This window comes from Paraburkholderia sp., from assembly GCF_049581445.1.
Lineage (GTDB): Bacteria > Pseudomonadota > Gammaproteobacteria > Burkholderiales > Burkholderiaceae > Paraburkholderia.
Genome location: NZ_JBAURZ010000314.1, coordinates 1 through 25505, shown reverse-complemented (window position 1 = coordinate 25505; position 25505 = coordinate 1). Strand labels below are relative to the sequence as shown.

Sequence of the window (25505 nt, the reverse complement as noted above, 5' to 3'; positions counted from 1 at the left end):
AAACCATATGGACGCTATTTTCGAGAGCACAGAGCAGGCCCTCCACGTATCGTTTCTCATCCTCTCGGTACCGGCCATGGGGGAGAACAAATTCAGGCAGTTCCTGATCAAGGTGATGGAGGTGGCGCCGAAGCTGTCGCAGCGCCAGCAGCTCTGGCTAGATCAATTGAAGGGCACGCCGTCAGGGACCGTGAACTTTGCAGGCCTCGACCAGATCGAGGTGCGCGCCCAGTGCGCGATGATCGTCGCCGCGGTGCGCGACCGGCTGCCCAAGACCGAGTCGGCCGCCCTGCTCGCCCGCTTCGGTGTTGGCGAGGATAAGCAGAGGGGAGTAATGCGACTGGCCCTACATGCGCGCCGAAGTTGCGGACTGGGCCTCAAGCCGTGCGCCAAGCTCACCGCGCGCCATTACCTGCCCAAGGATGAGCGCGACGACCTCTCGTTCCGTGACCTGGCAGATGAAGCCAAGGTGACCAAAGATAAGGTCTACCGCGCATCAATATGGATGGCGAAGCATTATCGGGCAATGGAAGTGCTCGGCATCGCGCGTCTGCAGCCCAAGTTCAAGGCTCAAGGGGTTGTTGAAACAGAGGAGTTTGTCGCCGATGAACCGCTCCCAGAATCTGCCGACGTAGCGAAACGCGCAGAGCCCGAACTGACGTGCGATTGACCGCGAAAAGACCTTGATTTTTTGCGACAAACCTCATAGTATTCCGCCAGACTCACCGCAATACCCCCTGAAACCTCGCCAGCACACCGCTCGCGGGGTTTTTGCATTTCTGCTCGGAGTTCGTCATGGATGATCTGACCGAAGCCGAGCAAGCGGCACTCACCGAGTGGACGTCTGTTGCATTCGACGAAGCCGTTGCCGCTGGCTATGTGACGCCACCGTGGCGCCCAACGCGCGGCGCATACGAACAGATGCATGGTTACTACGCATCCGGCCTCACGCCTGCTGAGGCCGCACAAGCAATGTTCGCACCTCGCCACTAAACATGAACCCCATCCTCGAAGCGTTCGCCGCCGGCCCCCTGCTGGCCGCGTCATGGCATCTCGCCTGCGCAACCGCGCTAACAGCGTGGTGCGACTGGCTGGTTGGGCAATAGCTTTGCTCGACACCGCGACGTGCAGGTCGGCTGCACTGAAGACACCCGCGCGGCGCCGGGCCTCTCACGCATGGCGATCGACAGAAAAGCGGCCCTGCCGCCCGTTGCCCCGGGCGAAGCGGCAACCCGTCTCCTAGTATGTCGGTCGCCAGCCGTGAGTGCCGCAGACCCGGTAATAAACCCATAGCGGCAGGCGAAAGCGTTGTCGTTGCTCTCCCAGGTTCCCTGCTCTCATACGACGCCGAAGGAAATCGGCCGCTGGCTCTGCGTACGAGCACTCTCCCTGAAGCGCGAGACTCCGGCGCGGCCGGATAAAAGCGGCGGAACGCCAGACTGGTTGCGCGCTTCAGTGAAGGTGTAGCCCATAAACGCGAAGTGGAAGAGCGGCCCCTCGTGGGCGGGCGTAGTCGGGTTCGATTCCCGCACCTTCAGTAACATCGTCTCCTCCATCGACTCGCGTCGCTGGATTCGCCCGCGCCTAAACAACGCGGGCTTTTTGTTTTCTGGGCAGAGATGCCCATTCACTAGGAGTAGGCCATGTTGTTCCTGAAAGCTATGTCCGGGCAGGATCTGCCCGATGAATCGCCGCGCAAGCACTTCACGATGTATCCGGTGCCCGACGACTCCGCACTGTCATTCGGCCAGAGCGATGTGTATCCGCAGGGCATCCGGGCAAGTTGGTTCACCAACAAGGGATTGCAGACGGTTGAACTGGAAGGCAATGCCTATGTGCTGAACGCACAGGGCAAGACGATCGCCAGCCACGGCGCTTTCTGATCGCGCCACAAATCCTCCGCCGTCAATGAGAGTTGATGGATTCGCCCGGCACTCACCGGGCTCTTTTCTTTCAGGGTTTCCGCATGAACGAACCGAAGAGCGTCGCGCACCGGCGCGGCATGAACCATTTCGGCATCGCGCAGAACCCGGATGGTCTGGTGCCGTGGCGCGAGGCGAAAGCGCCCGACACGACCGCGCCCGGCATGGCAGTCGGCCAACTGAGGTCTTGCGCTTACTGCGGGTCCATGCATCCTGCCGACGTAGCCGCTGCGATCCGTGCCGGCGCCAAAGGACATTGGGCCGACTTCAAGTACGGCTGGCCGCACAAGGCGTATTTCGACGGCATCCCGAATCCACACGCGGGCATGCGAGAGATCCGCACATCACGCAGTCACAAGCCAGATGACGAGGGTTGGGAATACCGACCGGAGCCGCGATACGACGAGCGCACAGGCGAACGACTGCCGGACCGTGAGAACTGGGTAATGTATTCGATTGCCGGCGCGACGACGTACGACAAGTTCTACACGGTCCACCTGATGGATGCGACGCCGGAAGATCGCGCGACGATCGAGCAGCACCTCGGCCTCTCGTTTGAGTTCAAGGATGACGGTGGCGTCAGTTGGTCGCCATATAAGGCTTAGCAGATATCTGCAGCCCCAGCCGGCGGTGGGTCAGAAACACCGGCAGCCGCCGACGAAATGTGGCCACATCCTTTGCCGGTGCAATACCGGTTTCAAGCGGCGCTGGGCGGCGGCAACCTCTGAAACATCATGGCGAAACCAAAGAAGGACATCGACTGGGTAGCGATCGAGGCCGCGTACCGCGCTGGCGTCGAACCCGTTACTGCGATCGCAGCTAAACACGGCATCAGCCATACCGCCATTAACAAGCGGGCTAAGGCTAAGGGCTGGGTACGCAACCCGGGCAGCGCCAAGCGCGCAATTGTCGAAGCGCACTTCAGCGGCGCCGCGCAACCGGTTTCGGGCGACAAGGTTTCACCGCAGGTTTCAGGTTTAACCATTGAAACCATTCAGGGCGCGGCGAACGAAGACATCATCGACATGGAGCGCGGATTGCGCATCCATCGTCACTGCCTGATCAACCTTGAGGTGAGCGCTGAGAAGAGCAGCGACCCGAAGGAAATCAAGATCATCGTCGAGGCTGCCAGCCTCGCCATCACTGCGATCCGCAAGATCCGTGGCCTCGACGCTCCTAACTCTGCCGACATGAAAGACATCGATGCAGCAATCGAGGCAGAACTGGAGAACATGGAGCGCGGCCGACAAGCGGGCGCTCCTGCAGACGCTCAAAGCGCGTAACCGGCTCACGTGGAAGCCGCTGCCCGGTCCTCAGACGCAGGCGTACGCATGTCGCGCTGACGTAATCCTGTACGGCGGGGCTGCCGGAGGTGGCAAGACCGATCTGGCGCTCGGCACGGCGCTTACGCAACATCAGCGCTCACTGATCCTTAGGCGCGAGTTTCCGCAGCTAGCGGGGATGATCGACCGCTCGAAGGATGTCTATCACGAGCACGGCGTCTACAACGAAAAGGGCATCTGGCGTTGCGAGTTCGCTGGGAAACGGCGGCTGATCGAGTTCGGCTCGGTGCAGCACGAGACCGACAGGCTCAAGTATCAGGGCCGTCCGCACGATCTGAAGGTGTTCGACGAGGCAGCTAACTTTCTCGAATCACAGGTCGAGTTCATTGCCGGCTGGAATCGCAGTGAAGATCCGACCCAGCATTGTCAGGTACTGCTGTGCTCCAACCCGCCGACTGATGCGACGGGTGACTGGTTGATTGCCTGGTTTGCCGCGTGGCTTGATCCGCAGCATCCGAATCCGGCCGCGCCCGGCGAACTGCGTTGGTACGCGGCGGTCGAGGGGCGTCAGATCGAATGCGTCGACGGTCGGGAGTTCGTGATCGTCGATGGCGAGCCGTCGTACGACTTCGATCCGTCGAAGTTCGATCCCATCGAGATCATCAAGCCGCAGACGCGCACGTTCATTCCTGCGCGCGTGACGGACAACCCGTATTACATGCAGTCTGGCTACATCGCCAAGCTGCAGGCGCTGCCCGAGCCGTTGCGCTCGAAGATGCTGAAAGGTGACTTTGCAGCTGGCCGCGAGGACGATGCCTATCAGATCATCCCGTCTGAATGGATACGTGCGGCTCAAGAGCGCTGGGTGCAGCGGCAGCAACCGCGCATTCCGATGTCAGCGCTTGGCGTCGACGTGGCGCGCGGCGGCAAGGACAACACGATTCACAGTCCGCGCTACGGCAACTGGTTCGCCGAGCAGATCTGCTATCCGGGCGCCGACACACCCGACGGCCATGTCATTGCCGCTCAGGTCTTCAACCTGCGCGAGCCGGGCACGGCCATCAATATCGACGTGGTTGGCGTCGGAGCTTCGCCGTATGACCTGATCCGCGCTGCTATCGGCGACAAGGTCTGGGGCATCAGCAGCGCCGCCGGCACGGATGAGCTGGACGTGACGGGATGCTTCGGCTTCGCGAACATTCGCGCCCTGCTCTGGTGGCGCATGCGTGAAGCACTTGACCCAGTCAACGGGTTTGACCTGGCTTTCCCGCCAGATCGTGAGTTGTTCGCCGATCTGTGCGCGCCACGTTACAAGCGCACACCCCGAGGCATTCAGGTCGAGAGCAAAGACGAGATCAGGGCCCGCATCGGGCGCAGTCCGGACAAGGGTGACAGCGCGGTCTACGCGCTAGCCGAGCATCGCAGCACGCTGGCGTTCGGCTCAATCTAACGGACCATTCATGGATCACACGAAGCTGCATCAGCGACCGCCGCCGTCGCGCTGGACGCGCATCAAGCGTGCGGTCACCGGCGCAGTGCGCGCGATCCGCGCCGGGCGCATGCGCCACGAGCCGCACCGCGTGACGTCGCAGTACGCGCGCATGCGTCAGGTCGGGTCGTGGAACCTGCGCGACTCCCGGCCGATGATCAAGCCGGTACCGGCAAACCTGCGGTATTTCAGCCGTACGCCGTACGCAACGCGCGCAATCCAGTTCTATACGCGGTCGATCTGCTCGCTGGAATGGGCAATCAAGGTCAAAAAGGACGTCGTCGAGAACAGCGAGATCACGCGGCAGATCGATACGACCTCGGCCTGCTTCTTCAGCCCGAACCACGACGATTCATTTTCATCGCTGCTGCAACAGGTGATTGAAGACATCCTAGTGTGCGGTGCGGGCGCGATCGAGCAGCAGACTGGCGGCGACAAGCTGCGGCCGCTGTGGATGTGGCCGGTTGATGCGCTGTCGATCCAGATCTATGCGGACTGGGACGGCAGCGAGTCGCAGCCGCGCTACTGCCAGACCTTCGGGTTCGGCAATGTGGGTGTGGCGCAGGGCCGTGACCTGCTCAATCGCGAGCTGATCTATATACGCGATCGCATCACCACCGATTCGCCCTTCGCGTTCGGTGCGCTCGAAGTTGCGTTCGAAACGATCAACCGCCTGCTCGGTGTCGCTGAATACGCGGGCAACGTCGCGGCGAATGCGCACCCGGCCAACCTGATCTTCCTGCAAACGGCTGATCAGACGATGATCGAAGCGTTCCGCGCCTACTGGCGCAACGACATCGAAGGTCAGGGGCAAACGCCGGTCGTGGGCGGTACCGACGCGAAGGTGCTCAACCTGCGCGGCACTAACGATGATGCGCTGTTCCTGAAGTACCAGAACTTCGTAATCCGCGAGATCGCCACCGCGTTCGGCATCAGCCCGCAGAACCTGGGCGTTGAGGCTGACGTCAATCGCAATACCTCGGAGACTGCCGAGGACCGCGACTGGGATCTGTCGATCAAGCCGATGACGCGCAACATCTGCGCGTACTTCAACCGCGAGGTGATCTGGGGGCGACTCGGCTACAGCAACATCGAGCTGACGCCTGGTGGTCTGGATCGAGAGGATGAGAAGGCTACGGCCGACATCTACGAGAAGGAATACAAGAACAACGCGATCACGCCGAACGAATACCGCGCGCGGCGCAACCTGCCGCCGCTGGAAAGCAAGTTCGGCGACATGATCAGCGCCGATGCGCAGATCGCCATCGAGGCGGCACGCGGCGCAAAGGTCGTCAATCCGAAGTTGACCGAGATCGAATAGCAGGCCGAACGCCTGTTCATCGCCGCAAGGCACCCCTCTGGGCGTTCGCCCGACACAGGAGCATTCAATGGGACTCGACATCCACACGATCGACGTCGCGCCGGGTAGCAGCCCGCTTGCGCAGCCCGATCGCATCGCCTTCGCCAACCTGCCCAATCAGGCCAACGGTGCCGGTGGCAGCGCAGGCGCCGCAGTAACGGTCGCGATCACTGGCCTGCAGTTGCCGGCGACGTACAGCGTGCAGGGCTGCATGAGCCAGGCAGGCGACCTGAGCGTTTCGAGCAAAACGCAGACGGGCTTCACGGTCACCCTCACACCTCCGTCGTCCTCGGTCACGCTGGCCGCCGGCACGTTCGACGTAACGATCTTCGCTTAACCAGTTTCGCGCCCTGTGCGCGACTTCCGCAGTACCCCACCACGCATAGGAGAACGCCATGGGCGTCCGCACCAATCTGCTTGCCCTCACCCCGCTCGCGGCCGAAACCGCAACGTGCGCACAAAACGGCCAGGACCTTCCCGGCATGCTGAACTTCTCCGCCGAGAAAGTCGCTGACGCGATCCAGGTCCTCAACGCTATCGCCGACTTCCTGCCGTCCGGCTCGAATCTGACGGCGATCAACACTGCGATCACCGCGCTGACCTGATCCGGAGGCGACGATGCCACGAGGCAAACAGAACAACCCGAAGCCGGGCGTCGCGTTCGGTTCGCTCGGTGCGGCCGATGTGCCTGTTGCTGTCGGGGACGTCGACTTGCCTCGCCCCCCGATGCGCGTCCTGCTGAGCGATCCGGTTCCCGCAGCCGCTGATCCGAAGCCGGAAGTTGTTGACGAACCTGTCGCCGCGCCTGCTCCGGCTGAAAAACCGAAGACGGTGTACGCGCAGCTCGACGCACTGCTGCAGTCGCATCTGCGCTCGAACCATGTGGACTACGCGGTGCTGCACCCGATCCTCGTTTCGTTAGCCGGTGCGAAGTTCAAGGCCTTCGAAGCCATGGAAACGGTGAAGGATCCGGCCACGTTGGCCCTGCTGCAGAAGATCAAAGCGCTGTAAGGGGATTTGAGATGCCGCTCTCGAAAGAGGAACGCGACGCGCTGCCGCCCGAGCATTTCGCCGTGCCCGGCAAGCGGAAACTGCCGATCAACGACGAGACACATACGTCTCTCGCATGGGATCAGGTCGACCGCACGCAGGGCCTGTCGGATGCCGAGCGCTCGGAAGCACGCGCTCGCATCTTGCGCCGCGCGAAGGAACTCGGCATCGACACGTCCGATTGGGACAAGAGCATGCACGCCGCGGCGATGACGCTCTGGGGCATGTCGCTGAACGTGCCCGAAGTCGCGAACCATCCGAACCGCATGCCGTTCTCCGGCGTGCTCACGTTCGTGAACCAGCCGTCCGACCTGCCTCCGGGTGGATCAGGCGGCAAGCGCACCTATCTGCCGAAGGATGTTGCCGAGAAGGCCCTTGAAAGCCTGCTTGGCATGGCAGTGGATTTTTCCGACGACCTGAGCGCCCACGACGTCACCCAGAAGATCGGGGTCATCACGGGTGCTGAGATCGTCGGCGAAGAAGTGCGAATTGAAGGCTTTTTCTACGCTGCAGACTTTCCGCAGGAATGCGCCCGCATTCAGAAAGAGAAAGAGGCCTTGGGCTTCAGTTACGAAGTCCGAGCTCAAACTCGATCGATGGGTGACCTGCTTCAGATTGTGAGCTGCGTGTTCACTGGCGCTGCCGTCCTCTACAAGGACAAGGCTGCCTATCAGTCAACGTCATTGGCCGCACAGGCTGAACAGGGAATCGATATGGACCCGAAGGAATTGCAGGAACTGCTCGCCGCCGCTCTCAAGCCGCTGGTCACGCAGATCGAAACGGTGACGAAGGATGTCACGGCCATCAAGGCAGCCGGGGAAACCGCGTTGCACGCAAACAAGGAAGTCCGCGACCGCGTTGCGCCGCATGCCACCGCGCTGCGCAACTGCGCTGCCGCAATGGAAGCCGCCGGCATGGGCCTCGATAGCCACCGTGGTCACGTGAAGATCCTTCACCACATGGCTGCGTCGATGGAAGCCGATGCTGCTGCTGGCAAGGTGCCGCACATCTTCCGCGATCACGACTGGGGCTTTAGCGCAGCAAGCGACCTGAAGCCGGCGCACGTCGAAGCCGCCGCTCCCGCGCTCGACGTGAACAACCCGGTGATCAAGGGCATCACCGACACGCTGGCCGGTCTCGGCACCCAGTTGACCGACCTGAAGGCTGCCGCGTTCAAGGTTGCCGAAGCACCCGCACGCAAGACCGTTCCCGCTGAAGTCATGACGCTGCTCGCCCGTGGCGGCATCAAGGTCGAGGACACCAAGGAAGGCCTGACGGAAGGCCAGATCGACACGATGCTGGAAGCCGCTGGTGTGACGGGTATCAGCGCCCGGATCGCTGCGAAGCAGCAGATCGCCAACGCCGGCCTGCTGCGCAAGTAAGCCGCGCGCGACCTCACCACACATCCAGACTTCACAGGAAAAGCCATGACTATCATTGCACGCGCGGCTGATACGAAGGACGATACCGCCCTTCTCGCGCTCGGGAATTCTCTGGGCTCGCAGGGCACCAGCCCGCTCGCCATCTCGGCCGCTGCCGATTACAGCGGTCCCGGTGCGCTCGAAGTGCCGGTGTTCGAACGTGAGATCGTCGACTTGATCCGTCGCGAATCCGTTGCGCTCGAACGCACGCCGCATGTCCCGGCAACCGGCCACCCGCACCGCTACTTCGAACAGATCGCGATCGCGACGGCAACGTCGAATGACCCGCGCAATCTGAGCGCAACGGCATCGGGCCCGACCCGCGTCGAACGCGCCGCGTTCATCAAGGCGAGCGTCGCCCAGTCGAACCTCTCGCTGTTCGACCGCGATGTGACCGAGCAGCAAGGCCAGTTCGCCGCGCTGCAGGCCAAGGACGTCGAAGACATCATCACCGCGATTATCGTGCTGCGCGCGCACATGTTCTGGAACGGCACGGACACGTCCTTGCTGGTCCCGACGACTCTGCAATGGGTCGGTGCGCTCGAGCAGATCACGCAGCAGGCCACGATCCCCTTCGGTTCGTCGATCATCGACGGCCTGAAGACGATGGTTGCGACGATGATGGCCAACGTCGTGTTCAAGCCGAAGCCTACCGCGATCTACATGAACCCGCTCCTGATCGACAAGATCGAAAAGGAAGCGAAGGCATCGCACATCGAACTGAAGACGAAGGATGTCGTCGCCGGTATCTCGGTGAAGTACCTCGCCACGCAGGCGGGCGATCTGCCGCTGATCCCGGATCCGTACATGCCGACGGATTCGTCCGGCAAGTATGGCTTCAACAACCCCGGCTCGGGTCTGAACAACTACTACGCCGCGATCGTGACGGAGTCGATGCTCGAAATCGCTTACATCGGCAAGGGCACCGACGGCAAGCCGCGTATCTTCCAACTCGGCCTGACCGGTAATCTGGCTGGCCAGTTCGTCGGCGTGCAGTTCGACGCGCTGATCGTGAAGGGCTACAGCTACGCGCACGCTGTTGTCGCGGTCGTGGGCACGTAATAGACGGGTCGCAAGACTAGCCGCTTCAGTGCGGTATCCGAGGGGCGCTGGGTCAAACCAGCGCCCTTTTTCTTTTCTTCAACCAAAGGACTGGCATGGACATCTTTCTCACCACCGGCAAGCGCGATCACCTGATCATCGTCCAGCCCGGCAAGGAATTCCCGACGTCCGATTTTCTGATGGCCGACGGCACGCCGTTGACGTTCTCGGTGAAGTTCGTCGACGGAAAAGCCTCGGACGTGCCGACCAACCTCGCGAAATACCTGCTGGACACGGGACTGGTGCAGCGCTCGCCGATCATGACCGACCTCGCGATGGCGAAACGGCTCGAAGTGCATGACGAACGCGTTCGCACGCACATCCTGCTGACCTCGGCGTAACGCGCCCCGCATCGCCTTTCTGGAGATTGAAATGCCCCTAAACACTGGTGCAATTGTCGGTGCCGGGATCAGTTCGAACAGCACCGTCGGCACGACCAGTGCGGTCATCGTCCCAGCGGGCACCTATTCCAACTGGGTGACGATCCAGAACACCCATGCGACGAACAAGCTGTCGCTGTCCTTCAATGCGACGGCAACCACCGCCGACTACACCCTGGCGCCCGGCGCATCAATCACGTTGCCTTTCGGTCTCGCCAATGCCCTGAATGGCATCGGGAGCGCCGCCGGCACGACCTACGCACTGATCGGACTTTGATTCATGCCTTCTTCCTACCTGACCTCCGGTGACTTCGCGACGTATGGGTTGCCGAGCACCACGTCGGCGGCTCAGGTAACGACGGCATCGACGCTGATCGATCTGTACCTCAAGCGTCCCGACGGTCTCGTCTGGTCGCCAGACGGCACTGGTGCGCCGGGATGGATGGCTGCGAAGGCACCCTCTATTACGTACCAGGCCGCGGGTCCGATCGAGCCAGGGCAGAACGTTGTCATCGAGGTAACGGGCGGCGTCGCTGCGTTGAACATTGGTGATGTGCTGATCCTCGACCGTGCGAATAGTGCGATCGCCGAGCCGGTCGCGGTCGTCTCATTCGGCAATGGCCTGCAGTCAATCGCTGGCGTAACGCCACCGGTGCAGGTCACGCTTCAAAACGTCGTGTTCAGCCATCCCGGCCCATGCACGCTCGATGCTGGCATGACGATCAAGCAGCACAAGTTCATGCCGGATGGTCGTCCGGTGACGAATCTGGCGTACACACCGGTTGCACGGCTGCTCGCTGGCCAAGGGCGCTATGGCTACGGCCGGCGCGGCGCGTCATCGCGCTATCAGGTCGACGAATTCAACCTGCTTGCGTCGCTGTCGCACTTCGGCGGGCCACCGGTGTGGGAGTTCTTTCCGGTCATCAATACGGGTGTCGACTTCGAAACCGGGATGCTGTGGGTGCCAGCGGGTGTGATGCTCGCGTACTACAGCGAGATCAACCTCTGGTACGTGGGCGGCTTCCCTGCCACGGGAATTCCACCCGAGATCAAGGCGGCGTGCGTCAACATCATCCAGGCGCAGGCGGCCGTCCCGCAGATGGGCGCTGTGAAGACGTACAAGGCTGGCGATACGGCGCTCGAACGCTTCTCGGCGACCGTGCTAGACGACGATACGAAGGCCTTACTCGCGCCCTACCGCGCAAAGCTGTTCGTATGAGTTTCATTTATCCGCGCACCATATCGGTCACTCGCCCGAATACCGACCTCGCGGCCGGCTATGCACCGAATTACAGTGGTGTCGAGCCGACCGACGAGACACCGATCGCGACAGGACTGCAGGCGTCGATCCAGCTAAAGAAGGGGTTAGGCCGTCCTGACCCGAACGTGCCGGCGGACGCAGCGCAGAAGTCCCTCTGGACGGTGCTTATTCCGGCGGGTAGCGCTCAGCTCGGACTGATCCAGACTAACGACATCATCACCGACGACCTCGGTGTACGATACCAGGTCACCGGACCCTACTGGAATTCGCTGGGGTACGCACTTCTGGTCGAACGTCTGGAGCCGTAATGGCCGATATTTCCGATGTGAGGAATACGCTCGGCAGCCTGGCTGGCGCCGCGATGTATCCCAATGGCGTTCAGCAAATGAGCGTCGCAGGGGTGACGGTCGTCGTGCGCTCAGGCTGGCCGGTGCCGCAGCAGTTGAAGGCAATCATGGCGGCCGGCAATGCCATGATCAGCATCTATGGAATGCCCGGTATGGGCAAGAACACCAACCGGTTCATCGCGGACGATGATGCGCAGGCAACAGTTCCGGCACCGCAACTCACGCTAGCCGTCGCCGGCAATCGGGTCACAGTGGGCGGCGCGATCAACCCCGGCGAAGCACCAACGCTGCGGGTGAATTACCAGCCGTACAGCCATTCGGTCCTGAGCACCGACACGATTGACACCGTCGCCGCCGCGCTGGCCGCGCTCATCCCCGGAGCGTCGGCTGCGGGCGCGGTGATCACAATCAACGGGTTGTTCGATCTCGAATCCGCCATCTCCGTACCGGTGACAGTGCAACAGGAAATCGGCCGTCAGGCGCAGGTTTTCATGGTCGTCATCTGGACGCCCTCCGAGATGCTCCGCGATGCAGTCGGGCGGCCGCTAGAACTCGCGTTCAAGCAGCAGCCGCGCATTGTGATGCCGGACAACACGTGGGCGCGCATGCTGTTTCGCGGCGTGACCGATCTGGACGGCAGCGAAAAGCAGCAGATCTACCGGCGCAACCTGCTGTACGAGGTCGAATACGCGCTCACCGAAGCAGTGACAACGAATACTGTGACGAATTTCGGCGTAACGGTCACTCCGACGAGCGGCACGCCGCGAACCATCAACATCTGAGGCATCCATGGCAAAGACTCAATCCGACGGTGATACGGTCATCGATAGCGCTGATGTCGCTGGCAATATGACTGACGCAGGCAACGAACCGGTCAACACACTTGGTCACTACCTCGTGGTGCGCCATGCTTTTGGCGAGTATCGCAAGGGCGATGCGATCCGCGACGAGGTCACCATCAAGGCCGTCCTCAATGGCGAGAACGCTCGCAGCGTGCACAAGGTGATCGGATGAAGATGGATCTGAACAGAACCGCCGGCGTGGCATTGCGGAAGGCCGTCGAGCGCTTTGTCGAGCAGGAAGCAACGCCTGTCGTGTGCCAGCGCATCAAGCGCGAGTTCATCCAGATCATGCGCCATGAGTTCGGTGTCGACTGGAGCCGCTACGCGCGCCAGATCAGTGTCTCGTTCCTCGACGGCAACAAGCCGAACCTCAGCGTCCCTCCTCGCCTGCTAAAACGCACGGTGCACTGACCCGCTCCACCCTCGCATAGACCGCCCTCCGGGGCGGTTTTTTCGTTTACGGCCGCCTTCGAGCGGCCTTTTTTATTGGGAAACGCCATGCCGGTCTATCAAGCAGGCAGTTTGAACACTACGGCGCTGCAGGCGCCGGACCTGTACGTGATCATCCAGCCGCCCGGCGTCGCGTACATCAACGGCGTTGCGACCGATGGTCTCGGTCTCGTCGGCGTCGGCTCGTGGGGCCCGGTCAACGTACCGATTATGGGTGTGGGCAACAGCCCGCAGGCCCAGCAGATGGTCGGCCCGGTCACGAACCGGCTGCGCGATCTCGCGACGGCGACGGCCATCGGCGATCTGAACAACGTCCAGAACTACATTCTGGTGCGCGTTTCGGACGGCAGCGATACGGCGGCTAGCGCGGCGCTGAAGGACACGGCGGGTACGCCGATCACCGGCATGACGCTCACCGCGATCTACACCGGCATCGTCGGCAACGGCATCACGGCCTCGATCGTCGCTGGCACCGCGGCCAATACTTACCGGCTCCAGATCCAACGCTCCGGCTTCACGCCTGAAGTGTTCGACAATCTGTCGCAAGGTGTGAGCGGCGGCGCGGTTACGCCGGGTACTGGCTACACGTCAGTGCCAGCGTTGACCCTGTCGGCTCCGCAAGCATCGAATGGCGTGCAGGCGACCGGCACGATCAGCCTTAAGGCATTGTCGGCCGCTGTCACCGGTGGGGGTGCGAGCGGCGGTACCGGCTACGTCACCAACGACACGATCACGCTGCCGAATGGCATCCTCCTGACGGTCACTGCGTCGGCTGGTGTCATCACAGCACTCGCAGTCACGAATGCTGGCTCACTGACCGGCGGCTCTATTCCGACGAATCCGGTCGCGCCGTCTTCGACGTCCGGCGTCGGTACCGGTGCGCTCGTGAATCTGGTCTACGGTCTCGGCGCATTCACTGTGACGAACCCCGGCTCGGGTTACACCAGCGCGACGGCAACGCTGACCGGCGGCGGCGCTGGTACGCCCGGCTCGCTCGCGCTGACGACCAGCGTCTGGCTGAACATGGTCAACGCCGTGAATAACGGCTTGTCTGGCCTTCGTGGTCCGTCGCAAAACGCGATCGCGACGATCGGCACGTCGAGCAGCGCGCCGAACCTGACCGCGACCTACACCATGTCGGGCGGTACCGACGGTGTTGCTGGCGTTACCGACAACACCCTGCAAGGTGCTGATGGCCTGACCCGCTCCGGCATGTATGCACTGCGCAAGTCCGGTGCACAAGTCGGCAACCTGATCGACTGCCAGTCGCCCATCACGTGGGGCGCACAGCTCGCGCTCGGTTTGCAGGAAGGCATCTACTTCCACAGTGCGAACCCTCCGGGTACGAGCATCACGACCAGCGCGGCTAACCTCGCCAGCGCCGGTGTCGACGGTTACGGCTTCGCCTGCCTCGTCGGTGACTGGTGCTACTTCAACGACACGGTCAACGGCGTGCAGCGGATGGTGTCGCCTGCCACGTATTCGTCTGCCAAGCAGGCTTCGACGAGTCCGGAGCAGTCGATCCTGAATGCCGACAACCCGCCGCTCGCCGGCATCATCGGCACGCAGCGCAGCCTGCAGAACAACGCATACAGCGACACGGAAATCGCCCTCGCTGCGACGTCGCGCCTGGAGGTGATCACGCTGGGCGCACCGGCGGGTTCGATCTTCGCAGCACGCACCGGCCGCAACGCGAGCAGCAACAGCGGGACGAACGGCGATAACTACACGCGGATGACGAACTACATCGCGTTCACGATCGCATCCGCGTTCGGCTACGTGCCGGGCAAGGTCCAGACGATCAACCTGCGGCGCAACGTGAAGGGCGCGATGGATGCGTTCTTCGCCAACCTGCAGATCAACAACATGATCGGCAATGTGAACGCGCCGACACAGCCGGGCTGGTCGGTGCAGATCAACGCCGCGAACAACCCGTTTAGCCAGGTCGCGCTCGGCTACATGGTCGCGAACGTGATGGTCACGTACCTGTCGATCGTGCGGTACTTCCTCGTGAACATCGAGGGCGGCCAGACCGTCACCGTCACGCCGCTGTAGTCATTCCCCAACCATACGGGCCGCCTTCGGGCGGCTTTTGTTATTTCCGGAGTAAGCCATGCCACAAAATGGTTTGAATATTGGGAATGACTGCCGGTTCGACATCTACACGTCGAACGGCCTGCTCACGCTCCCCACGCTACTGAAGTTCACGAAGAAGAAGATCAAGAGCACGCTCACCGTGAAGCCGCTTAACAGCGTGCCGATCATCCTCACGTTCCAGGAGGGTGGCTGGGAAGGATCGTTCGAGATTTCGCGCGCCGACTCGACGCTCGACTCGTACTTCGCCCAGTTTGAAGCCGCGTACTATGCCGGCGTCAACCAGCCGCCCGGCTTCATTCAGGAAACGATCAACGAGGTCAGCGGCCCTCCGACCACGTGGCAGTTGCAGGGCGTCGTGCTGTTCTTCGAAGACGCTGGCGATGCTGAAGCCGAGAAGAACGTCATCCAGCGCTGCTCGTTCGCTGCCAGCACCCGCATCCAACTGAACTGAACATGGACCAACTCAACGTTACCGAAACGAGCGGCGTGGCCGCAGCGCAACCTGCAAGCGATGGCGCCATGATCGTCGTCGACACGACCGACGGCCGCAAGCTCACGCTCACCTATCCCGGTCCGCTCGCGCAGTACAAGCTGGTGCTGGCTATGGGGAGTGAAGCTGCTGAGAACGGGCGCTTCGTGTCGATGTGTCTGCCGCTCATCTATCTGAGTGCGATCGACGGCGCACCGACCCTTCTGCCGACAACGCTGTTGCAGATCGAAGCAATCATCGGCCGCCTGGGTCACACGGGACTGCAGGCGCTCCAGAAGGGAATCAGGCAGTTCGATCAGAAGGAAGATGTCGACTCCGCAAAAAAATAAGCCGGGACTCGGGCCTGCGTCAGACGCTGATGCTGGCAAAGGCTGGGGTCCCGTGGCGCGTGATCGAGCGCCTGTCGCGCACTGAGTTGCTGGCGTACTGCGTCTCGGTCGGCGAACTGGAGGGCCGCAAGTTCTCCTGGTCGCGCATGGAGTGGGAAAAGCCGAAATGAAGGAATACAAGTCATTCGGCGCATTTGCCCGCGCGATGGAACGCGCCGCTTTGGAAATCGATGCGGCGTACGCCACCGCTATGGAAGCGGGCGCGATCCTCGTCGCGGCAGAGGCCAAAGCGGAGTTCGGTCACTACCAGCGCGAGGACATGGGGGAACTGGACCCTTGGGCTGAACTGAAGGACGCGACGAAGCAGCAGCACATTCAAGCGATCGTTGATGGCGAAGCGGCCGATGATGCCGGGCCGAACACACCGCTGCTGGTGAAGGGCGATCTCCGCGAGAGCATCGAGCATGAAGCCGATCCTCGCGCGTTCGTGGTGGGTAGCGAGTCGGACGTGATGGTCTGGCAGGAAGAAGGCACCCCCGAAGGTATTCCACCGCGCCCAGTCCTCGCGACCGCTATGTATCGCAACGTCGAAACCGTCGTGAATCTCGTTGGGCAGGCAGTTCAAGACACTCTCGCAGGAAAAAAATGATTGAGATACGTCTTTCTCGCGGTCTCGTCGCGCGCATTGATGACGATGATTACGCCCTTGTGAGCCAGTACAAATGGCATGCGGTGAAACCGTACGACACGTTCTATGCGGCAACACACGCGACCGATGCCGACGGTCGACGCGTTTATCTGTACATGCACCGATTGATCCTTGGTTTGATGACGCGAGACGCACAAGCTGACCATGACGATGGTGACGGCCTGAACAACACACGCTTGAATCTACGGCCCTGCAACAACACGCAGAATAACTGCAACAAAGGCCGTACGAAACGCAACACCAGCGGTTTCAAGGGTGTGACATTCGACAGGCAGCACGGTAAGTGGCGCGCACAAATCGGCGTCAACCGCAAGGTTAAATACCTTGGGCTCTTCGCCACGGCGGAAGAGGCTTTCACGGCTCGATGTGCAGCGGCAACGCACTTTCATGGCGAGTTCGCCAACAACGGATAGCGGGATTCCCCATGCTGAACGCGTACGCCATTGGTGTCACCGCGACGCTCGAAGATAACGTCAGCAGCCGCCTGATGCTGATCGTCGAGTGGGCGGATAAGGCAAACGCCTCGATCCTCGCGTTCGCCGAAACTGCCCGCAAGGCGTCGACGGCCGGCGCTGGCATGGCCCGCAACTTCGAGAAGGCTTCTGCGGCCGCTACCGCGCTTGGCGATAGCGCTGCTGGATTGACGCGTGCCAGCTATGTGCTTGACACGATGGCCGCGAGCAGCGGTGATCTCGCGCGCAACATGGCGGCGGCGCGCGCCGAAGCGAACGGGATGCGCACACCCGGCGGTGGCGGAATTCGTCCCGGCGGTGGTAGCGGCGCCGCTGCCGCAGAGCGTCGTCCATCGGATCGCGCGGCTACTGCGGCGGGCGTTGCTGGTGCAGGCATGGCCTGGGGAGTCTACGAGAACGCCCGTCTTGGTGACACAAACATCAAGGCCGCCGCGACCTCGCAACTGCCGCCCGATCAATGGGGCACCGCCTCGGCAGCGCTGCGTGATCGCGAGATGGCATACGCCCAGCAGTATGCGTTTGCCACCGGCGGCAGGATTGAGCCTTTCGCAGACGCCATGCTGGAAGGCTCGCGCCTGATGCGCACGTTGCCGGCCACCCAGCAGATCGCGCTGATGGATGCGGCAATGCCCTACATGGCGGGCGAAGCGAAGCTGAAGGGCGTCGAACTGCCTGATGCGGCGAATGCCTTTATCGGTCTCGCGCACATGTCTGGAGCCTACGCGCCCAAGGATGCGGCACCACTGTTCGAAGCGATGATGCAGGCGTCGCTGACCACGCATGCCTCGCTGGAACAGATCGGGCGAGCGGCCAGCTACGCGCTGCCGTCCCTTCACGCCGCTGGCGCGAATTCGAGCGACGTGATGCTGCTCATCGCCACGATGATGCAGGGTGGCCTTCTTAATACGAAATCGGGCACGTGGCTTAACGCCATGGCTTCCAATGCACTGCCCAATACCCTCGGCAGCGGCCTATTTTCGAACAAGAAGCAGAACGAGGCGCTTCATGCGCTGGGGCTGTACAAAGGCAATCAGGCACAGTTCTACAAGAACGGTAGCCTGGACCTGATGAAGGAAGTCGCCATCCTCGCGGAAGATCGCGAGAAGATGTCGCCGCTGGAATTCAACGCAGCGCTGAAGATGGCGTTCGGCACGCAGGGCGCGCGCGGCGCGTCATTCTTCAGTGAGCAGACGACGCTTTCCAATCTTCACTCCCTGTCTGACCTGAAGGACTTTGCGCTACCGCCGCTCGCGCTTGATAAAAATATCAATGCATGGAGCACTGTAGCGAAAGCCGACCAGACCATCGCAAACGCCAATATCACACTGATGAATGGCACCGCAACGCTGATGGGGCCGGTCAATGCAACCCTGGGCGCGGCCAATTCCGCATTCAAGTGGACGGCGGACTTCACCAAGGATCATCCGACGATGGGGATGGGCTTGGACGTGGGGCTGTTGTTTGGCGGTGCGATCGCGGGCATGACTGCCTGGAGTGGAGCGAAGGGTGCGGCGGGAATGGTGAACAAGGCCATCATTGGCCTCTCGAAGTACATTGCCACTACGACCGGCAGCCTTATCGGTCGCGCCTTTCTCGGCATGAGCGCAGCCGAAGTCGGCTCCGCTTCTCTGGCGGCGATTGGCGGCGAAGTCGTCATTGGCGCCGCGATCGCTGGCGGTATTGCGCTGGCGCTGGCGGCTGGCCTGAAGTGGGCGATGGACAAGATCCCCACGACACCCCCGCCTCCCGGCTGGCACCCGAAGGGGATTGATCCGAAGGCTGCGCACGGGGTGACAACTGGCCACCCGTCGTATGCGCATCCGCACGTGCAGGTCAACGTCAAGATGGATAGCCATGACGTTGCTGCGCATGTCGAAACGAAGTTGATCCCGCCGAAAAGCACCGGATCGACCGGCTTCAATCCGGACTCGACACCATATAGTCCGAGCATGGGCATGTACAACTGATGAACACCTTCGCCACCCTGACACTCGACACACCGGCCGAGACGTTCATTTTCACGAACGTGGCCGTGCCGGAACGGATCGTTTTCGGTGGCAAGCAGTTGCTCGACGTCCAGAAGATGATCGGCGGTCGTCGGCGGGTCAACGCAATGGGACCCGACGACGATCCGATTTCGTGGACCGGATGGCTGGTTCCTACCGGATCGGGCAGCACACCCATGCAGCGCGCGCAGGTTCTGGATTCATTCCGGCGCATCGGGACAGTGTGCACGCTGTCGTGGGACACGCTCCGCTATCAGGTGGTGATCAGCGATTTTCACGCCACCTACGAAAAGCCGTTCAAGATCCCCTACTCGATCAGTTTCGAGGTCGTCGAGGATCAGACGCAGCTCATCACGTCGCTGCCCGCTTATAACCCGGCTCAAGCAATGTCAACCGACATGGCGAGCATGAGTACGCTGTCGAACTGCATCGGAGACTCGACGCTGAATGGACTGGTGGGCGACCTGCAGGGCGCGATGGGTACGCTCTCAGGTGCGGCGCAGCCCATCGCAAACGGTCTGAAGGCCGTGACGTCGTTCGTTTCGGGCGTCGCTAACTGTGCCGCGCAGGTCGTCAACAGCGTCGAAAGTGCCGCGGCTTCGGTTGTGGCACCGCTGGCGGCGGTTGCGTCACATGTGCAGTCGCTGATCACCGGTGCCGAGCAGGCAATGGCGTCCGGATCCGGCGTATTGCCCGGCTTGCCTGCCTCGACGACTGTGTTCAGTGCGCTCACGCGAATGAATGCGGCCGTGCAGTTGCCTGAGTTGTACCAGTTGCGCAGCATCACGGCTCGTATGCAGGTCAATCTGCCGCTGATTTCGACGCCAACGAGTTCGAAGACGATCACGGTCGGTGGTGGTGACCTGTACACCATTGCGTCCCAGCAATACGGCGACGCGACTCGATGGACCGACATCGCCGCAGCGAACAACATCAGTGACCCGGTTCTGGTCGGTATTAACACCTTGACGATTCCCCCATGACGATCAATACCCTTCCCACCGCAGGTTCGCTCGCTGCTCCGCGTGCGATCCTGATGGTGGGTTCAAAGGTGATCGACTGGTCGAGTTGGGATGCTGGCCACAACGGCATCTACGAGGCTGGCACGGTCAGCATCGAGGTTGCGGCCGTGTTCGCGGATTGGGCGTGGTGGACGCAGCAGACTGAGATTCTGGTTGATGTGTACGTTGGGTTCCCGAAAGACCCGCTGAACTACTCGGCCTCGGATCTGACGTTGCTGCAAACGTACCGTATCGATTCGATCCGGCTGAATGCCGCGACGCTGGGGATCACGCTGTCGGGGCGCGACCTAACGGCGCTCCTCACTGACAAAAAGATCGACATCAAGTTTCAGAACCAGACGGCGAGCCAGATCGCGACGTATCTCGCGAATCAGGTCGGGCTCACTCCGAACGTGCAGCCCACGACGGATCTCGTCGGACACTTCTTCACGCTCGACCATGTGAGCCTGCAGCGGCAGCAGTCGATGTGGTCGATTCTGACGTACCTCGCTCAACACGAGGGGTTGCAGTGCTTCGTTCTGGGCCGCACGCTGTATTTCGGAGCATTCGGCAGCCAGTTGTCGAACCAGCCGTATCTGATCCAGTACGACCCGCCCAACACGGATCGCCCATACCCGACGTGCAACGCGACGAGCCTTGAGTTCGAGCATGACCTGACGCTCGCGAACGACGTGTCGGTCAAGGTGATGAGCTATCACGGCATGAAAAACGCGGTGTACACCTCGGTCGCGACATCCACCAAAACGGCGAAGCGTATCGAGCGCGACGCGGATCTCGCGCAAAGCGTGCAGGAATACAGCTTCACGTTCGCTGACCTCACGCAAGCACAATGTGACGCGAAGGCGCAGCTGCTTCTCGGCCAGATCAGCCAGCACGAGTTGAAGATGGAAGCGAAGCTGCCGGGCGACACGATCATCTATCCGTGGACACCAGTGCTCGTGCAAGGCACCGGAACACCGTTCGATACAACCTATGAGGCGGCGCGCATCCGCCGTCGTTGTCAGGCTGACCCGCCACGATTTGAAGTTTCGGTGCACGGCAAGACCGTGACCGATGCGCAGACGGTGACGCTCTCATGATCGACCACATCAAGCGTGTCGTGTCGGAGTTCATGGCGAACTTCACATCGACGAAGTACGGACAGATCAGCGCCTACGACCCGAACAACTACACGGTCAAGGTGATGTTGATGCCGGCCATGAAGGAGACGGGATTCATTCCGTTGTCAGCGCCGTGGGTTGGCAATAACTTTGGCGCGGTGTTCGGGCCCGGCATCGGCGACTCGGTGCGGCTCGACTTCATGGATGGTCGCGTCGAGGCTACCGTCGTTGGCGGTCGGTTCTTCAATAACTCGGCGCTGCCGCCAATCGTTCAGTCCGGACAGGCTGCGATCGTCGATAGCAAAGGCTCGTACATCAAGCTGAATAACGACGGCACGATCAGCATCAACGCGGCGACCGGCATGTACTTCTCCGCGCAGACGATCGCGATGCAGGCGAGCCAGACGATTGGGCTCACCGCTGGGACTGAAATCACGAATTCAGCGCCTCAGATTGAGATGGACGGTCAGTTGACGCAGGGCACCGGGCCGAATGGTGGCAATGCAACTCTCAACGGTCCTGTCACGGTCAACCTCGACCTCACGGCCGAAGGCAAGAGCGTGCACGGCCACACTCACACCGCGCAGGGCGCCACAGCAATCACGACGCCACCTAACTAAAGCAGACCATGGCAGACGAATTCCATTGGTGGGGCCAAGACACCCAGTTCTCGGCCTCAGGGGATGACCTTGTCGTGACGGGTGTCACCGAACTCAATCAGCGCATCGTGCGCGCGCTGCTGACGCCTCCCGGCACGTATATCTGGCATCCGACCTATGGCGCGGGACTCGGCAGGTTCGTTGGCCGTGCGTTATCGACTGAAGAATTGACGGAAATCCAGTCGTTGATCAAAAGCGTGCTGGTCAACGAGCCGGACGTACAGAACCAGCCAGCGCCGACGTTCACTTACCAGAACGACGCGACCGGCCTGCTTAGCGTGACGATCAACTACATCTACGCGCCTACGGGTGTGCCGCAGACCCTCAATTTCAACGTTCCGGCATATGGCTCTTAACCAGCAAAGCTTCACGACACTCGTCCAGCAACAGGTCGCGGCGATTCAGTCGGCAGTGGCGGCGATTCCGTCTGCGATCGCCGTCTTTCTGTCGTTCGTCGTCGGCTCGCTCGAGCTCGCGCGCGTTGAGGCGGTCGCGGGTATCGCAACGTGGCTGCAATCGCTGGTAATGCAATTGCTTGCCGTCACGCGACTGGCCACATCGGAGGGCTCCGATGTCGATTCGTTCATAGCGGACTTTGGATGCCCACCACGCGAACAGGCCGTGTCGGCGACTGGTCAGATTGTATTCGCACGCTTCACGCCTACGAACGCAGCGAGCATCCCGGCCGGCGTATACACAGCCAACGCGAATGGCATCGGTGGTAGCTATTCCGGCGGCGCGATGGTGCTCACTGCCGACGGCACGCAGCCGTTTCAGGTGATCCCTGATGCGACCCAGACTTACTGGAACGCAGCGGCTAACGCTTACATCATTCCGGCTGGCGTTACCAGCGCACAGGCCACCGTGCAGGCGTCGAACGCGGGCATTCAGGGGAACGTCGCAGCGGGATCGATCACAACCATCTCGACAGCCATCGTCGGCGTCGACACGGTGAACAACCCGAACTCGTTCGCCAACGGCGTCAACCAGGAATCCGACGAAGCGGTGATGGCGCGCTTCCAGTTGTGGGTGCAGAGCCTGCGCGCGGCGATCGCGACGTCTGTCGAATCCGCCATCGAAGGTGTGCAACAGGGCATCCAGTACGAGATCGTAGAGAACCAGACGCTGGCGGGCGCGACGCAGTACGGCTTCTTCTACGTGATCATTTCGCCGTTCACCACCCAGCTTCAAACGGCGGTCTATTCGGCAATCAACGCGATTCGAGGCCTCAGCATCACGTTTGCGGTCTACGCGGCATCCCAACTGACGGCGAACATAGTCGTTAGTGTGACTGCCGCGACCGGCTACACCTTGACGAACGTCGAGGCGGCGGTGCAAACCGCAATCGAGAACTTCATTGCATCGGTTCCGCTTGGCGGCACGCTCTCCTATTCGCAGCTCTATTCGGCGATCTGGGCCGTTCCCGGCGTGGCGATCCCCGTCACCGGGCTGACCATCAACGGTGGCACGTCTGATCTCGTAGCGACCGCTCAACAGACTGTGGTCGCTGGCACGGTAACGGTGAACTAATGGCCATCGGCGATCAGAACGACTTTTTCTCGCGTCTGAAGGCGCAGATCCCGAAGTCGTGGTTCCAGTCGTCTCCAAACTTCGATGCGACGTTGCAGGGGCCCGCGTGGGCGATGTCCACGATCTACGCGCAGATCACCTACGCCACCCTGCAAACGCGCATCGCGACGGCGACGGACGGCTATCTCGATCTTATCTCCAACGATTTTTTCGGTACGTCGCTCCCCCGGCTTCCTAACGAGCAGGACGGCCCGTTTCGCGCGCGCATTCTCGCGAACCTGTTCGTCAAGGGACCTACGCGCGCAAACATGTCTGCGGTGCTCACACTGGTCACCGGCCGCGTGCCGACGATCTTCGAGCCGAGTAATACGACGGACTCGGGTGGTTGGGATGGCGGATTCTACTGGGACACTGGTGTTGGCCAGTGGGGTGCGCCAATGCCCTACCAGAGCTTTGTCACGGCTTACCGCCCGATTACCAACGCGCAATCACTCGGCGAACTGGATTCGTATCGCTGGTCGTGGGACTCGTACGGCGCATGGTCGGATCAGCCGGTCACCGCGGTCACAGATGCAGCGATCATCGCAGCCGTCGAATCGACCCGGATGACGGGCACCGTATGTTGGATGAGAATTGAGGATAATCCGGTCACGCCTTAGGATGTGCGTGCGAACTCACCGTGCAGTTCCGCGGCTGCCTTGCAGTAGGCGGAATGCGCACCGTCCGGCGTATAGAAATAGCCGAGGCAAAGCTGTTTTCCTTCCGACCTGATTCGTGCCATCCATAGCCCGCTGGCCTTGTGCAAGACGATTCCCTTAAGACCTGAACTGCTGTTCGATTTGACAGGCGTGTTCTGCATGTTCTGAGCGCGAGTGCACACGCGCAGGTTGAGCTTCTGGTTATTAAGGCCATTCAGATCGCGGTGATCGCAATCGATCTTTCGGTCAGTAATGCCCTTGATGTACCGATGCATCTTGATCGTCGTTTTCTTTCCCTCGGGAGTCCGGACCGACGTCGCGGCGTACCAGCGGCGTCCATCTCTGGACTTCTCTGCATACCACTTGCGTTTCGAGACGAGTTCTAAGTCTTCGTCATCAATGAGGGCGGTTTTGCCTTGCGTCAAAGGTATTTCGACCATCACCTGATTCCTTCATTCGTTCTCCGGAACGTTAATTATAGAAGCTCTAAAGGCTAAGAGAATGGACAGAGCAACCGTATATACGGCCGAACAAGGCCGCAGCGTCGATTTTCTGTTTGCGCAACGCGCGACGATGATCGGCCTGGGCAAACTCGCGCAAGCCATCATGGGTGGCAACACGATGGTGCGCGGGCTGGCTGTCGCGCCGAATTCTCCGGCAGCATTGAACGTGCTCGTCGGTATCGGTGAGATCTATTCGCTGACCGAGGTCGATGCAACGGCATGGGGCGCGCTGCCGGCCGACACGACCGACTTCATCGTCAAGCAAGGTCTGAACATGACCGCGCAGACGATCTCGACGCCGGCACCCGTCACGGGCGGCTACAGCATCTGCTACCTGATCGAAGCGCAGTATCAGGATCAGGACACGAACGCAGCCGTTCTGCCTTTCTACAACAGCGCGAACCCGCAACAGCCTTTGAACGGTCAAGGTGGCTCCGGCGCCGCGCAGGCCACCGAACGTCAGGGCGTCTGCGTCATTCAAGCCAAGGCGGGTATCGCTGCGCCGACCGGCACGCAGGTCGCGCCGACGGTTGACTCGGGCTGGACCGCGCTGGCAGTCGTTACTGTCGCGTTCGGTGCCACCACGGTCGTTGCGGGCAACATCGCGGTGCCGGCCGGTGTGCCGCAGGTCACCAGCATCCTGCAGATGATGCAGACCGAGTCGACGAACTATGCCGTCGACACCAGCGGCACTGCGAACCAGATCAATATCGCGCTGACGCCGCCGATCACGGCCTATGCGGACGGGATGCCGCTGAATTTCCGCGCGGCGAACAACAGTAGCGGCGCGGTCACGATCAATGCGGGTCCAGGCTCAATCCAGTTGTCGGGCGCTGCCGGCGCGCTGCAATCCGGCGAGATCGTCGCGGGCGGCTATTACACGGCAACATATCAGTCGAACACGGGCACGGCCGTGCTGGTCGGCCAAGGCTCTGGCGCAGAACAGGTGAATCCTGCCACGCAGAGCAAGCATGCCGTGCAGT

The 25505-nt window shown here is 61.4% G+C and carries 35 protein-coding genes; 33 read left to right on the top strand and 2 right to left on the bottom strand.

Features of this window, described 5'->3' with window-relative positions; genetic code table 11:
- The first annotated feature begins 7 nt into the window (after positions 1-7).
- Entirely contained in the window at positions 8-670 is a 663-nt protein-coding gene (locus tag WCA85_RS25905; protein ID WP_424067717.1) for a hypothetical protein, read from the top strand.
- A 125-nt stretch (positions 671-795) separates the two neighbouring features.
- The gene (locus WCA85_RS25900; RefSeq protein ID WP_424067716.1) at positions 796-993 is read left to right on the top strand and encodes a hypothetical protein; all 198 of its coding nucleotides are present in this window, start codon (positions 796-798) and stop codon (positions 991-993) included.
- A 344-nt stretch (positions 994-1337) separates the two neighbouring features.
- Here the strand turns inward: WCA85_RS25900 and WCA85_RS25895 are convergent, their stop codons facing one another.
- A complete protein-coding gene (locus tag WCA85_RS25895; RefSeq protein ID WP_424067715.1) occupies positions 1338-1544 on the bottom strand; it encodes a hypothetical protein in 207 nt (68 codons plus the stop codon).
- Positions 1545-1643: 99 nt separating this feature from the next.
- On the opposite strand from WCA85_RS25895, the gene WCA85_RS25890 reads away from it, so the two are divergent.
- The 30 genes from WCA85_RS25890 (at position 1644) to WCA85_RS25745 (ending at position 23980) form a co-directional block, all read left to right on the top strand.
- Positions 1644-1883 carry a hypothetical protein gene (locus WCA85_RS25890; protein ID WP_424067714.1) on the top strand — a complete coding sequence of 80 codons (240 nt, stop codon included), beginning with the start codon at positions 1644-1646 and terminating at the stop codon, positions 1881-1883.
- 83 nt (positions 1884-1966) lie between these two features.
- Positions 1967-2527 carry a hypothetical protein gene (locus tag WCA85_RS25885; RefSeq protein WP_424067713.1) on the top strand — a complete coding sequence of 187 codons (561 nt, stop codon included), beginning with the start codon at positions 1967-1969 and terminating at the stop codon, positions 2525-2527.
- Between the two features lie 129 nt (positions 2528-2656).
- Positions 2657-3205, top strand: coding sequence for a hypothetical protein (locus tag WCA85_RS25880; protein WP_424067712.1), 549 nt, complete (start codon positions 2657-2659; stop codon positions 3203-3205).
- Entirely contained in the window at positions 3126-4655 is a 1530-nt protein-coding gene (locus WCA85_RS25875; RefSeq protein WP_424067711.1) for a terminase, read from the top strand. The genes WCA85_RS25880 and WCA85_RS25875 overlap by 80 nt, the downstream gene beginning before the upstream one ends.
- Positions 4656-4665: 10 nt before the next feature.
- Entirely contained in the window at positions 4666-6015 is a 1350-nt protein-coding gene (locus WCA85_RS25870; protein ID WP_424067710.1) for a phage portal protein, read from the top strand.
- A 67-nt stretch (positions 6016-6082) separates the two neighbouring features.
- Positions 6083-6391, top strand: coding sequence for a hypothetical protein (locus WCA85_RS25865; protein WP_424067709.1), 309 nt, complete (start codon positions 6083-6085; stop codon positions 6389-6391).
- 58 nt (positions 6392-6449) lie between these two features.
- Complete coding sequence (locus WCA85_RS25860) at positions 6450-6659, top strand: hypothetical protein (RefSeq protein WP_424067708.1); 210 nt, start codon at positions 6450-6452, stop codon at positions 6657-6659.
- A gap of 13 nt (positions 6660-6672) precedes the next feature.
- On the top strand, positions 6673-7065 hold the full coding sequence (locus WCA85_RS25855) for a hypothetical protein (protein ID WP_424067707.1): 393 nt from the start codon (positions 6673-6675) through the stop codon (positions 7063-7065).
- 11 nt (positions 7066-7076) lie between these two features.
- Positions 7077-8486, top strand: coding sequence for a DUF6582 domain-containing protein (locus tag WCA85_RS25850; RefSeq protein WP_424067706.1), 1410 nt, complete (start codon positions 7077-7079; stop codon positions 8484-8486).
- 45 nt (positions 8487-8531) lie between these two features.
- On the top strand, positions 8532-9587 hold the full coding sequence (locus WCA85_RS25845) for a hypothetical protein (RefSeq protein WP_424067705.1): 1056 nt from the start codon (positions 8532-8534) through the stop codon (positions 9585-9587).
- A gap of 95 nt (positions 9588-9682) precedes the next feature.
- On the top strand, positions 9683-9967 hold the full coding sequence (locus tag WCA85_RS25840; protein WP_424067704.1) for a hypothetical protein: 285 nt from the start codon (positions 9683-9685) through the stop codon (positions 9965-9967).
- A gap of 31 nt (positions 9968-9998) precedes the next feature.
- Complete coding sequence (locus WCA85_RS25835; RefSeq protein ID WP_424067703.1) at positions 9999-10283, top strand: hypothetical protein; 285 nt, start codon at positions 9999-10001, stop codon at positions 10281-10283.
- Positions 10284-10286: 3 nt separating this feature from the next.
- Positions 10287-11225 (top strand): hypothetical protein, encoded by a 939-nt coding sequence (locus WCA85_RS25830; RefSeq protein ID WP_424067702.1) that lies wholly within the window; start codon positions 10287-10289, stop codon positions 11223-11225.
- Positions 11222-11575 (top strand): hypothetical protein, encoded by a 354-nt coding sequence (locus WCA85_RS25825; RefSeq protein WP_424067701.1) that lies wholly within the window; start codon positions 11222-11224, stop codon positions 11573-11575. Before WCA85_RS25830 ends, WCA85_RS25825 begins: the two co-directional genes overlap by 4 nt.
- Positions 11575-12396 (top strand): hypothetical protein, encoded by an 822-nt coding sequence (locus WCA85_RS25820; protein WP_424067700.1) that lies wholly within the window; start codon positions 11575-11577, stop codon positions 12394-12396. Before WCA85_RS25825 ends, WCA85_RS25820 begins: the two co-directional genes overlap by 1 nt.
- A 7-nt stretch (positions 12397-12403) precedes the next feature.
- Positions 12404-12628 (top strand): hypothetical protein, encoded by a 225-nt coding sequence (locus tag WCA85_RS25815; RefSeq protein WP_424067699.1) that lies wholly within the window; start codon positions 12404-12406, stop codon positions 12626-12628.
- A gap of 2 nt (positions 12629-12630) precedes the next feature.
- Positions 12631-12867, top strand: a complete 237-nt coding sequence (locus WCA85_RS25810; protein WP_424067698.1) for a hypothetical protein — start codon at positions 12631-12633, stop codon at positions 12865-12867.
- 87 nt (positions 12868-12954) lie between these two features.
- Entirely contained in the window at positions 12955-14961 is a 2007-nt protein-coding gene (locus tag WCA85_RS25805; protein WP_424067697.1) for a hypothetical protein, read from the top strand.
- A gap of 58 nt (positions 14962-15019) precedes the next feature.
- Positions 15020-15454: a hypothetical protein gene (locus WCA85_RS25800; RefSeq protein WP_424067696.1), complete on the top strand. Its 435-nt coding sequence runs from the start codon at positions 15020-15022 to the stop codon at positions 15452-15454.
- A gap of 2 nt (positions 15455-15456) precedes the next feature.
- Positions 15457-15822 (top strand): hypothetical protein, encoded by a 366-nt coding sequence (locus tag WCA85_RS25795; protein ID WP_424067695.1) that lies wholly within the window; start codon positions 15457-15459, stop codon positions 15820-15822.
- A gap of 29 nt (positions 15823-15851) precedes the next feature.
- Positions 15852-15992, top strand: coding sequence for a hypothetical protein (locus WCA85_RS25790; RefSeq protein WP_424067694.1), 141 nt, complete (start codon positions 15852-15854; stop codon positions 15990-15992).
- Entirely contained in the window at positions 15989-16471 is a 483-nt protein-coding gene (locus tag WCA85_RS25785; RefSeq protein WP_424067693.1) for a hypothetical protein, read from the top strand. The genes WCA85_RS25790 and WCA85_RS25785 overlap by 4 nt, the downstream gene beginning before the upstream one ends.
- The gene (locus WCA85_RS25780; RefSeq protein WP_424067692.1) at positions 16468-16944 is read left to right on the top strand and encodes a Fis family transcriptional regulator; all 477 of its coding nucleotides are present in this window, start codon (positions 16468-16470) and stop codon (positions 16942-16944) included. Before WCA85_RS25785 ends, WCA85_RS25780 begins: the two co-directional genes overlap by 4 nt.
- 11 nt (positions 16945-16955) lie before the next feature.
- Positions 16956-18971, top strand: a complete 2016-nt coding sequence (locus tag WCA85_RS25775; RefSeq protein WP_424067691.1) for a hypothetical protein — start codon at positions 16956-16958, stop codon at positions 18969-18971.
- Positions 18971-19993, top strand: coding sequence for a LysM peptidoglycan-binding domain-containing protein (locus tag WCA85_RS25770; RefSeq protein ID WP_424067690.1), 1023 nt, complete (start codon positions 18971-18973; stop codon positions 19991-19993). The genes WCA85_RS25775 and WCA85_RS25770 overlap by 1 nt, the downstream gene beginning before the upstream one ends.
- On the top strand, positions 19990-21111 hold the full coding sequence (locus WCA85_RS25765; RefSeq protein ID WP_424067689.1) for a hypothetical protein: 1122 nt from the start codon (positions 19990-19992) through the stop codon (positions 21109-21111). Before WCA85_RS25770 ends, WCA85_RS25765 begins: the two co-directional genes overlap by 4 nt.
- Positions 21108-21752, top strand: coding sequence for a hypothetical protein (locus WCA85_RS25760; RefSeq protein WP_424067688.1), 645 nt, complete (start codon positions 21108-21110; stop codon positions 21750-21752). The genes WCA85_RS25765 and WCA85_RS25760 overlap by 4 nt, the downstream gene beginning before the upstream one ends.
- Positions 21753-21760: 8 nt before the next feature.
- Entirely contained in the window at positions 21761-22147 is a 387-nt protein-coding gene (locus WCA85_RS25755; protein ID WP_424067687.1) for a hypothetical protein, read from the top strand.
- Positions 22137-23321: a baseplate J/gp47 family protein gene (locus WCA85_RS25750; protein ID WP_424067686.1), complete on the top strand. Its 1185-nt coding sequence runs from the start codon at positions 22137-22139 to the stop codon at positions 23319-23321. The genes WCA85_RS25755 and WCA85_RS25750 overlap by 11 nt, the downstream gene beginning before the upstream one ends.
- Positions 23321-23980, top strand: coding sequence for a hypothetical protein (locus tag WCA85_RS25745; RefSeq protein ID WP_424067685.1), 660 nt, complete (start codon positions 23321-23323; stop codon positions 23978-23980). Before WCA85_RS25750 ends, WCA85_RS25745 begins: the two co-directional genes overlap by 1 nt.
- On the opposite strand, the gene WCA85_RS25740 is transcribed toward WCA85_RS25745, so the two are convergent.
- Positions 23977-24459 (bottom strand): hypothetical protein, encoded by a 483-nt coding sequence (locus WCA85_RS25740; protein ID WP_424067684.1) that lies wholly within the window; start codon positions 24457-24459, stop codon positions 23977-23979. The two genes, WCA85_RS25745 and WCA85_RS25740, sit on opposite strands and share 4 nt — an antisense overlap.
- 61 nt (positions 24460-24520) lie before the next feature.
- Here WCA85_RS25740 and WCA85_RS25735 point away from each other — a divergent pair.
- Positions 24521-25505, top strand: a 985-nt coding sequence (locus tag WCA85_RS25735) for a hypothetical protein (RefSeq protein WP_424067683.1), incomplete at its 3' end; no start/stop codon positions are given.

Coding starts and splice junctions, on each gene's coding strand:
- WCA85_RS25845 (WP_424067705.1), top strand. CDS start 8,532: ATGACTATCATTGCACGCGCGGCTGATACGAAGGACGATACCGCCCTT.
- WCA85_RS25860 (WP_424067708.1), top strand. CDS start 6,450: ATGGGCGTCCGCACCAATCTGCTTGCCCTCACCCCGCTCGCGGCCGAA.
- WCA85_RS25870 (WP_424067710.1), top strand. CDS start 4,666: ATGGATCACACGAAGCTGCATCAGCGACCGCCGCCGTCGCGCTGGACG.
- WCA85_RS25900 (WP_424067716.1), top strand. CDS start 796: ATGGATGATCTGACCGAAGCCGAGCAAGCGGCACTCACCGAGTGGACG.
- WCA85_RS25855 (WP_424067707.1), top strand. CDS start 6,673: ATGCCACGAGGCAAACAGAACAACCCGAAGCCGGGCGTCGCGTTCGGT.
- WCA85_RS25885 (WP_424067713.1), top strand. CDS start 1,967: ATGAACGAACCGAAGAGCGTCGCGCACCGGCGCGGCATGAACCATTTC.
- WCA85_RS25750 (WP_424067686.1), top strand. CDS start 22,137: ATGGCTCTTAACCAGCAAAGCTTCACGACACTCGTCCAGCAACAGGTC.
- WCA85_RS25895 (WP_424067715.1), bottom strand. CDS start 1,544: ATGTTACTGAAGGTGCGGGAATCGAACCCGACTACGCCCGCCCACGAG.
- WCA85_RS25775 (WP_424067691.1), top strand. CDS start 16,956: ATGCTGAACGCGTACGCCATTGGTGTCACCGCGACGCTCGAAGATAAC.
- WCA85_RS25765 (WP_424067689.1), top strand. CDS start 19,990: ATGACGATCAATACCCTTCCCACCGCAGGTTCGCTCGCTGCTCCGCGT.
- WCA85_RS25890 (WP_424067714.1), top strand. CDS start 1,644: ATGTTGTTCCTGAAAGCTATGTCCGGGCAGGATCTGCCCGATGAATCG.
- WCA85_RS25880 (WP_424067712.1), top strand. CDS start 2,657: ATGGCGAAACCAAAGAAGGACATCGACTGGGTAGCGATCGAGGCCGCG.
- WCA85_RS25745 (WP_424067685.1), top strand. CDS start 23,321: ATGGCCATCGGCGATCAGAACGACTTTTTCTCGCGTCTGAAGGCGCAG.
- WCA85_RS25800 (WP_424067696.1), top strand. CDS start 15,020: ATGCCACAAAATGGTTTGAATATTGGGAATGACTGCCGGTTCGACATC.
- WCA85_RS25865 (WP_424067709.1), top strand. CDS start 6,083: ATGGGACTCGACATCCACACGATCGACGTCGCGCCGGGTAGCAGCCCG.
- WCA85_RS25810 (WP_424067698.1), top strand. CDS start 12,631: ATGGATCTGAACAGAACCGCCGGCGTGGCATTGCGGAAGGCCGTCGAG.
- WCA85_RS25740 (WP_424067684.1), bottom strand. CDS start 24,459: ATGGTCGAAATACCTTTGACGCAAGGCAAAACCGCCCTCATTGATGAC.
- WCA85_RS25875 (WP_424067711.1), top strand. CDS start 3,126: ATGCAGCAATCGAGGCAGAACTGGAGAACATGGAGCGCGGCCGACAAG.
- WCA85_RS25840 (WP_424067704.1), top strand. CDS start 9,683: ATGGACATCTTTCTCACCACCGGCAAGCGCGATCACCTGATCATCGTC.
- WCA85_RS25795 (WP_424067695.1), top strand. CDS start 15,457: ATGGACCAACTCAACGTTACCGAAACGAGCGGCGTGGCCGCAGCGCAA.
- WCA85_RS25785 (WP_424067693.1), top strand. CDS start 15,989: ATGAAGGAATACAAGTCATTCGGCGCATTTGCCCGCGCGATGGAACGC.
- WCA85_RS25790 (WP_424067694.1), top strand. CDS start 15,852: ATGCTGGCAAAGGCTGGGGTCCCGTGGCGCGTGATCGAGCGCCTGTCG.
- WCA85_RS25755 (WP_424067687.1), top strand. CDS start 21,761: ATGGCAGACGAATTCCATTGGTGGGGCCAAGACACCCAGTTCTCGGCC.
- WCA85_RS25835 (WP_424067703.1), top strand. CDS start 9,999: ATGCCCCTAAACACTGGTGCAATTGTCGGTGCCGGGATCAGTTCGAAC.
- WCA85_RS25760 (WP_424067688.1), top strand. CDS start 21,108: ATGATCGACCACATCAAGCGTGTCGTGTCGGAGTTCATGGCGAACTTC.
- WCA85_RS25770 (WP_424067690.1), top strand. CDS start 18,971: ATGAACACCTTCGCCACCCTGACACTCGACACACCGGCCGAGACGTTC.
- WCA85_RS25820 (WP_424067700.1), top strand. CDS start 11,575: ATGGCCGATATTTCCGATGTGAGGAATACGCTCGGCAGCCTGGCTGGC.
- WCA85_RS25815 (WP_424067699.1), top strand. CDS start 12,404: ATGGCAAAGACTCAATCCGACGGTGATACGGTCATCGATAGCGCTGAT.
- WCA85_RS25850 (WP_424067706.1), top strand. CDS start 7,077: ATGCCGCTCTCGAAAGAGGAACGCGACGCGCTGCCGCCCGAGCATTTC.
- WCA85_RS25830 (WP_424067702.1), top strand. CDS start 10,287: ATGCCTTCTTCCTACCTGACCTCCGGTGACTTCGCGACGTATGGGTTG.
- WCA85_RS25905 (WP_424067717.1), top strand. CDS start 8: ATGGACGCTATTTTCGAGAGCACAGAGCAGGCCCTCCACGTATCGTTT.
- WCA85_RS25780 (WP_424067692.1), top strand. CDS start 16,468: ATGATTGAGATACGTCTTTCTCGCGGTCTCGTCGCGCGCATTGATGAC.
- WCA85_RS25825 (WP_424067701.1), top strand. CDS start 11,222: ATGAGTTTCATTTATCCGCGCACCATATCGGTCACTCGCCCGAATACC.
- WCA85_RS25805 (WP_424067697.1), top strand. CDS start 12,955: ATGCCGGTCTATCAAGCAGGCAGTTTGAACACTACGGCGCTGCAGGCG.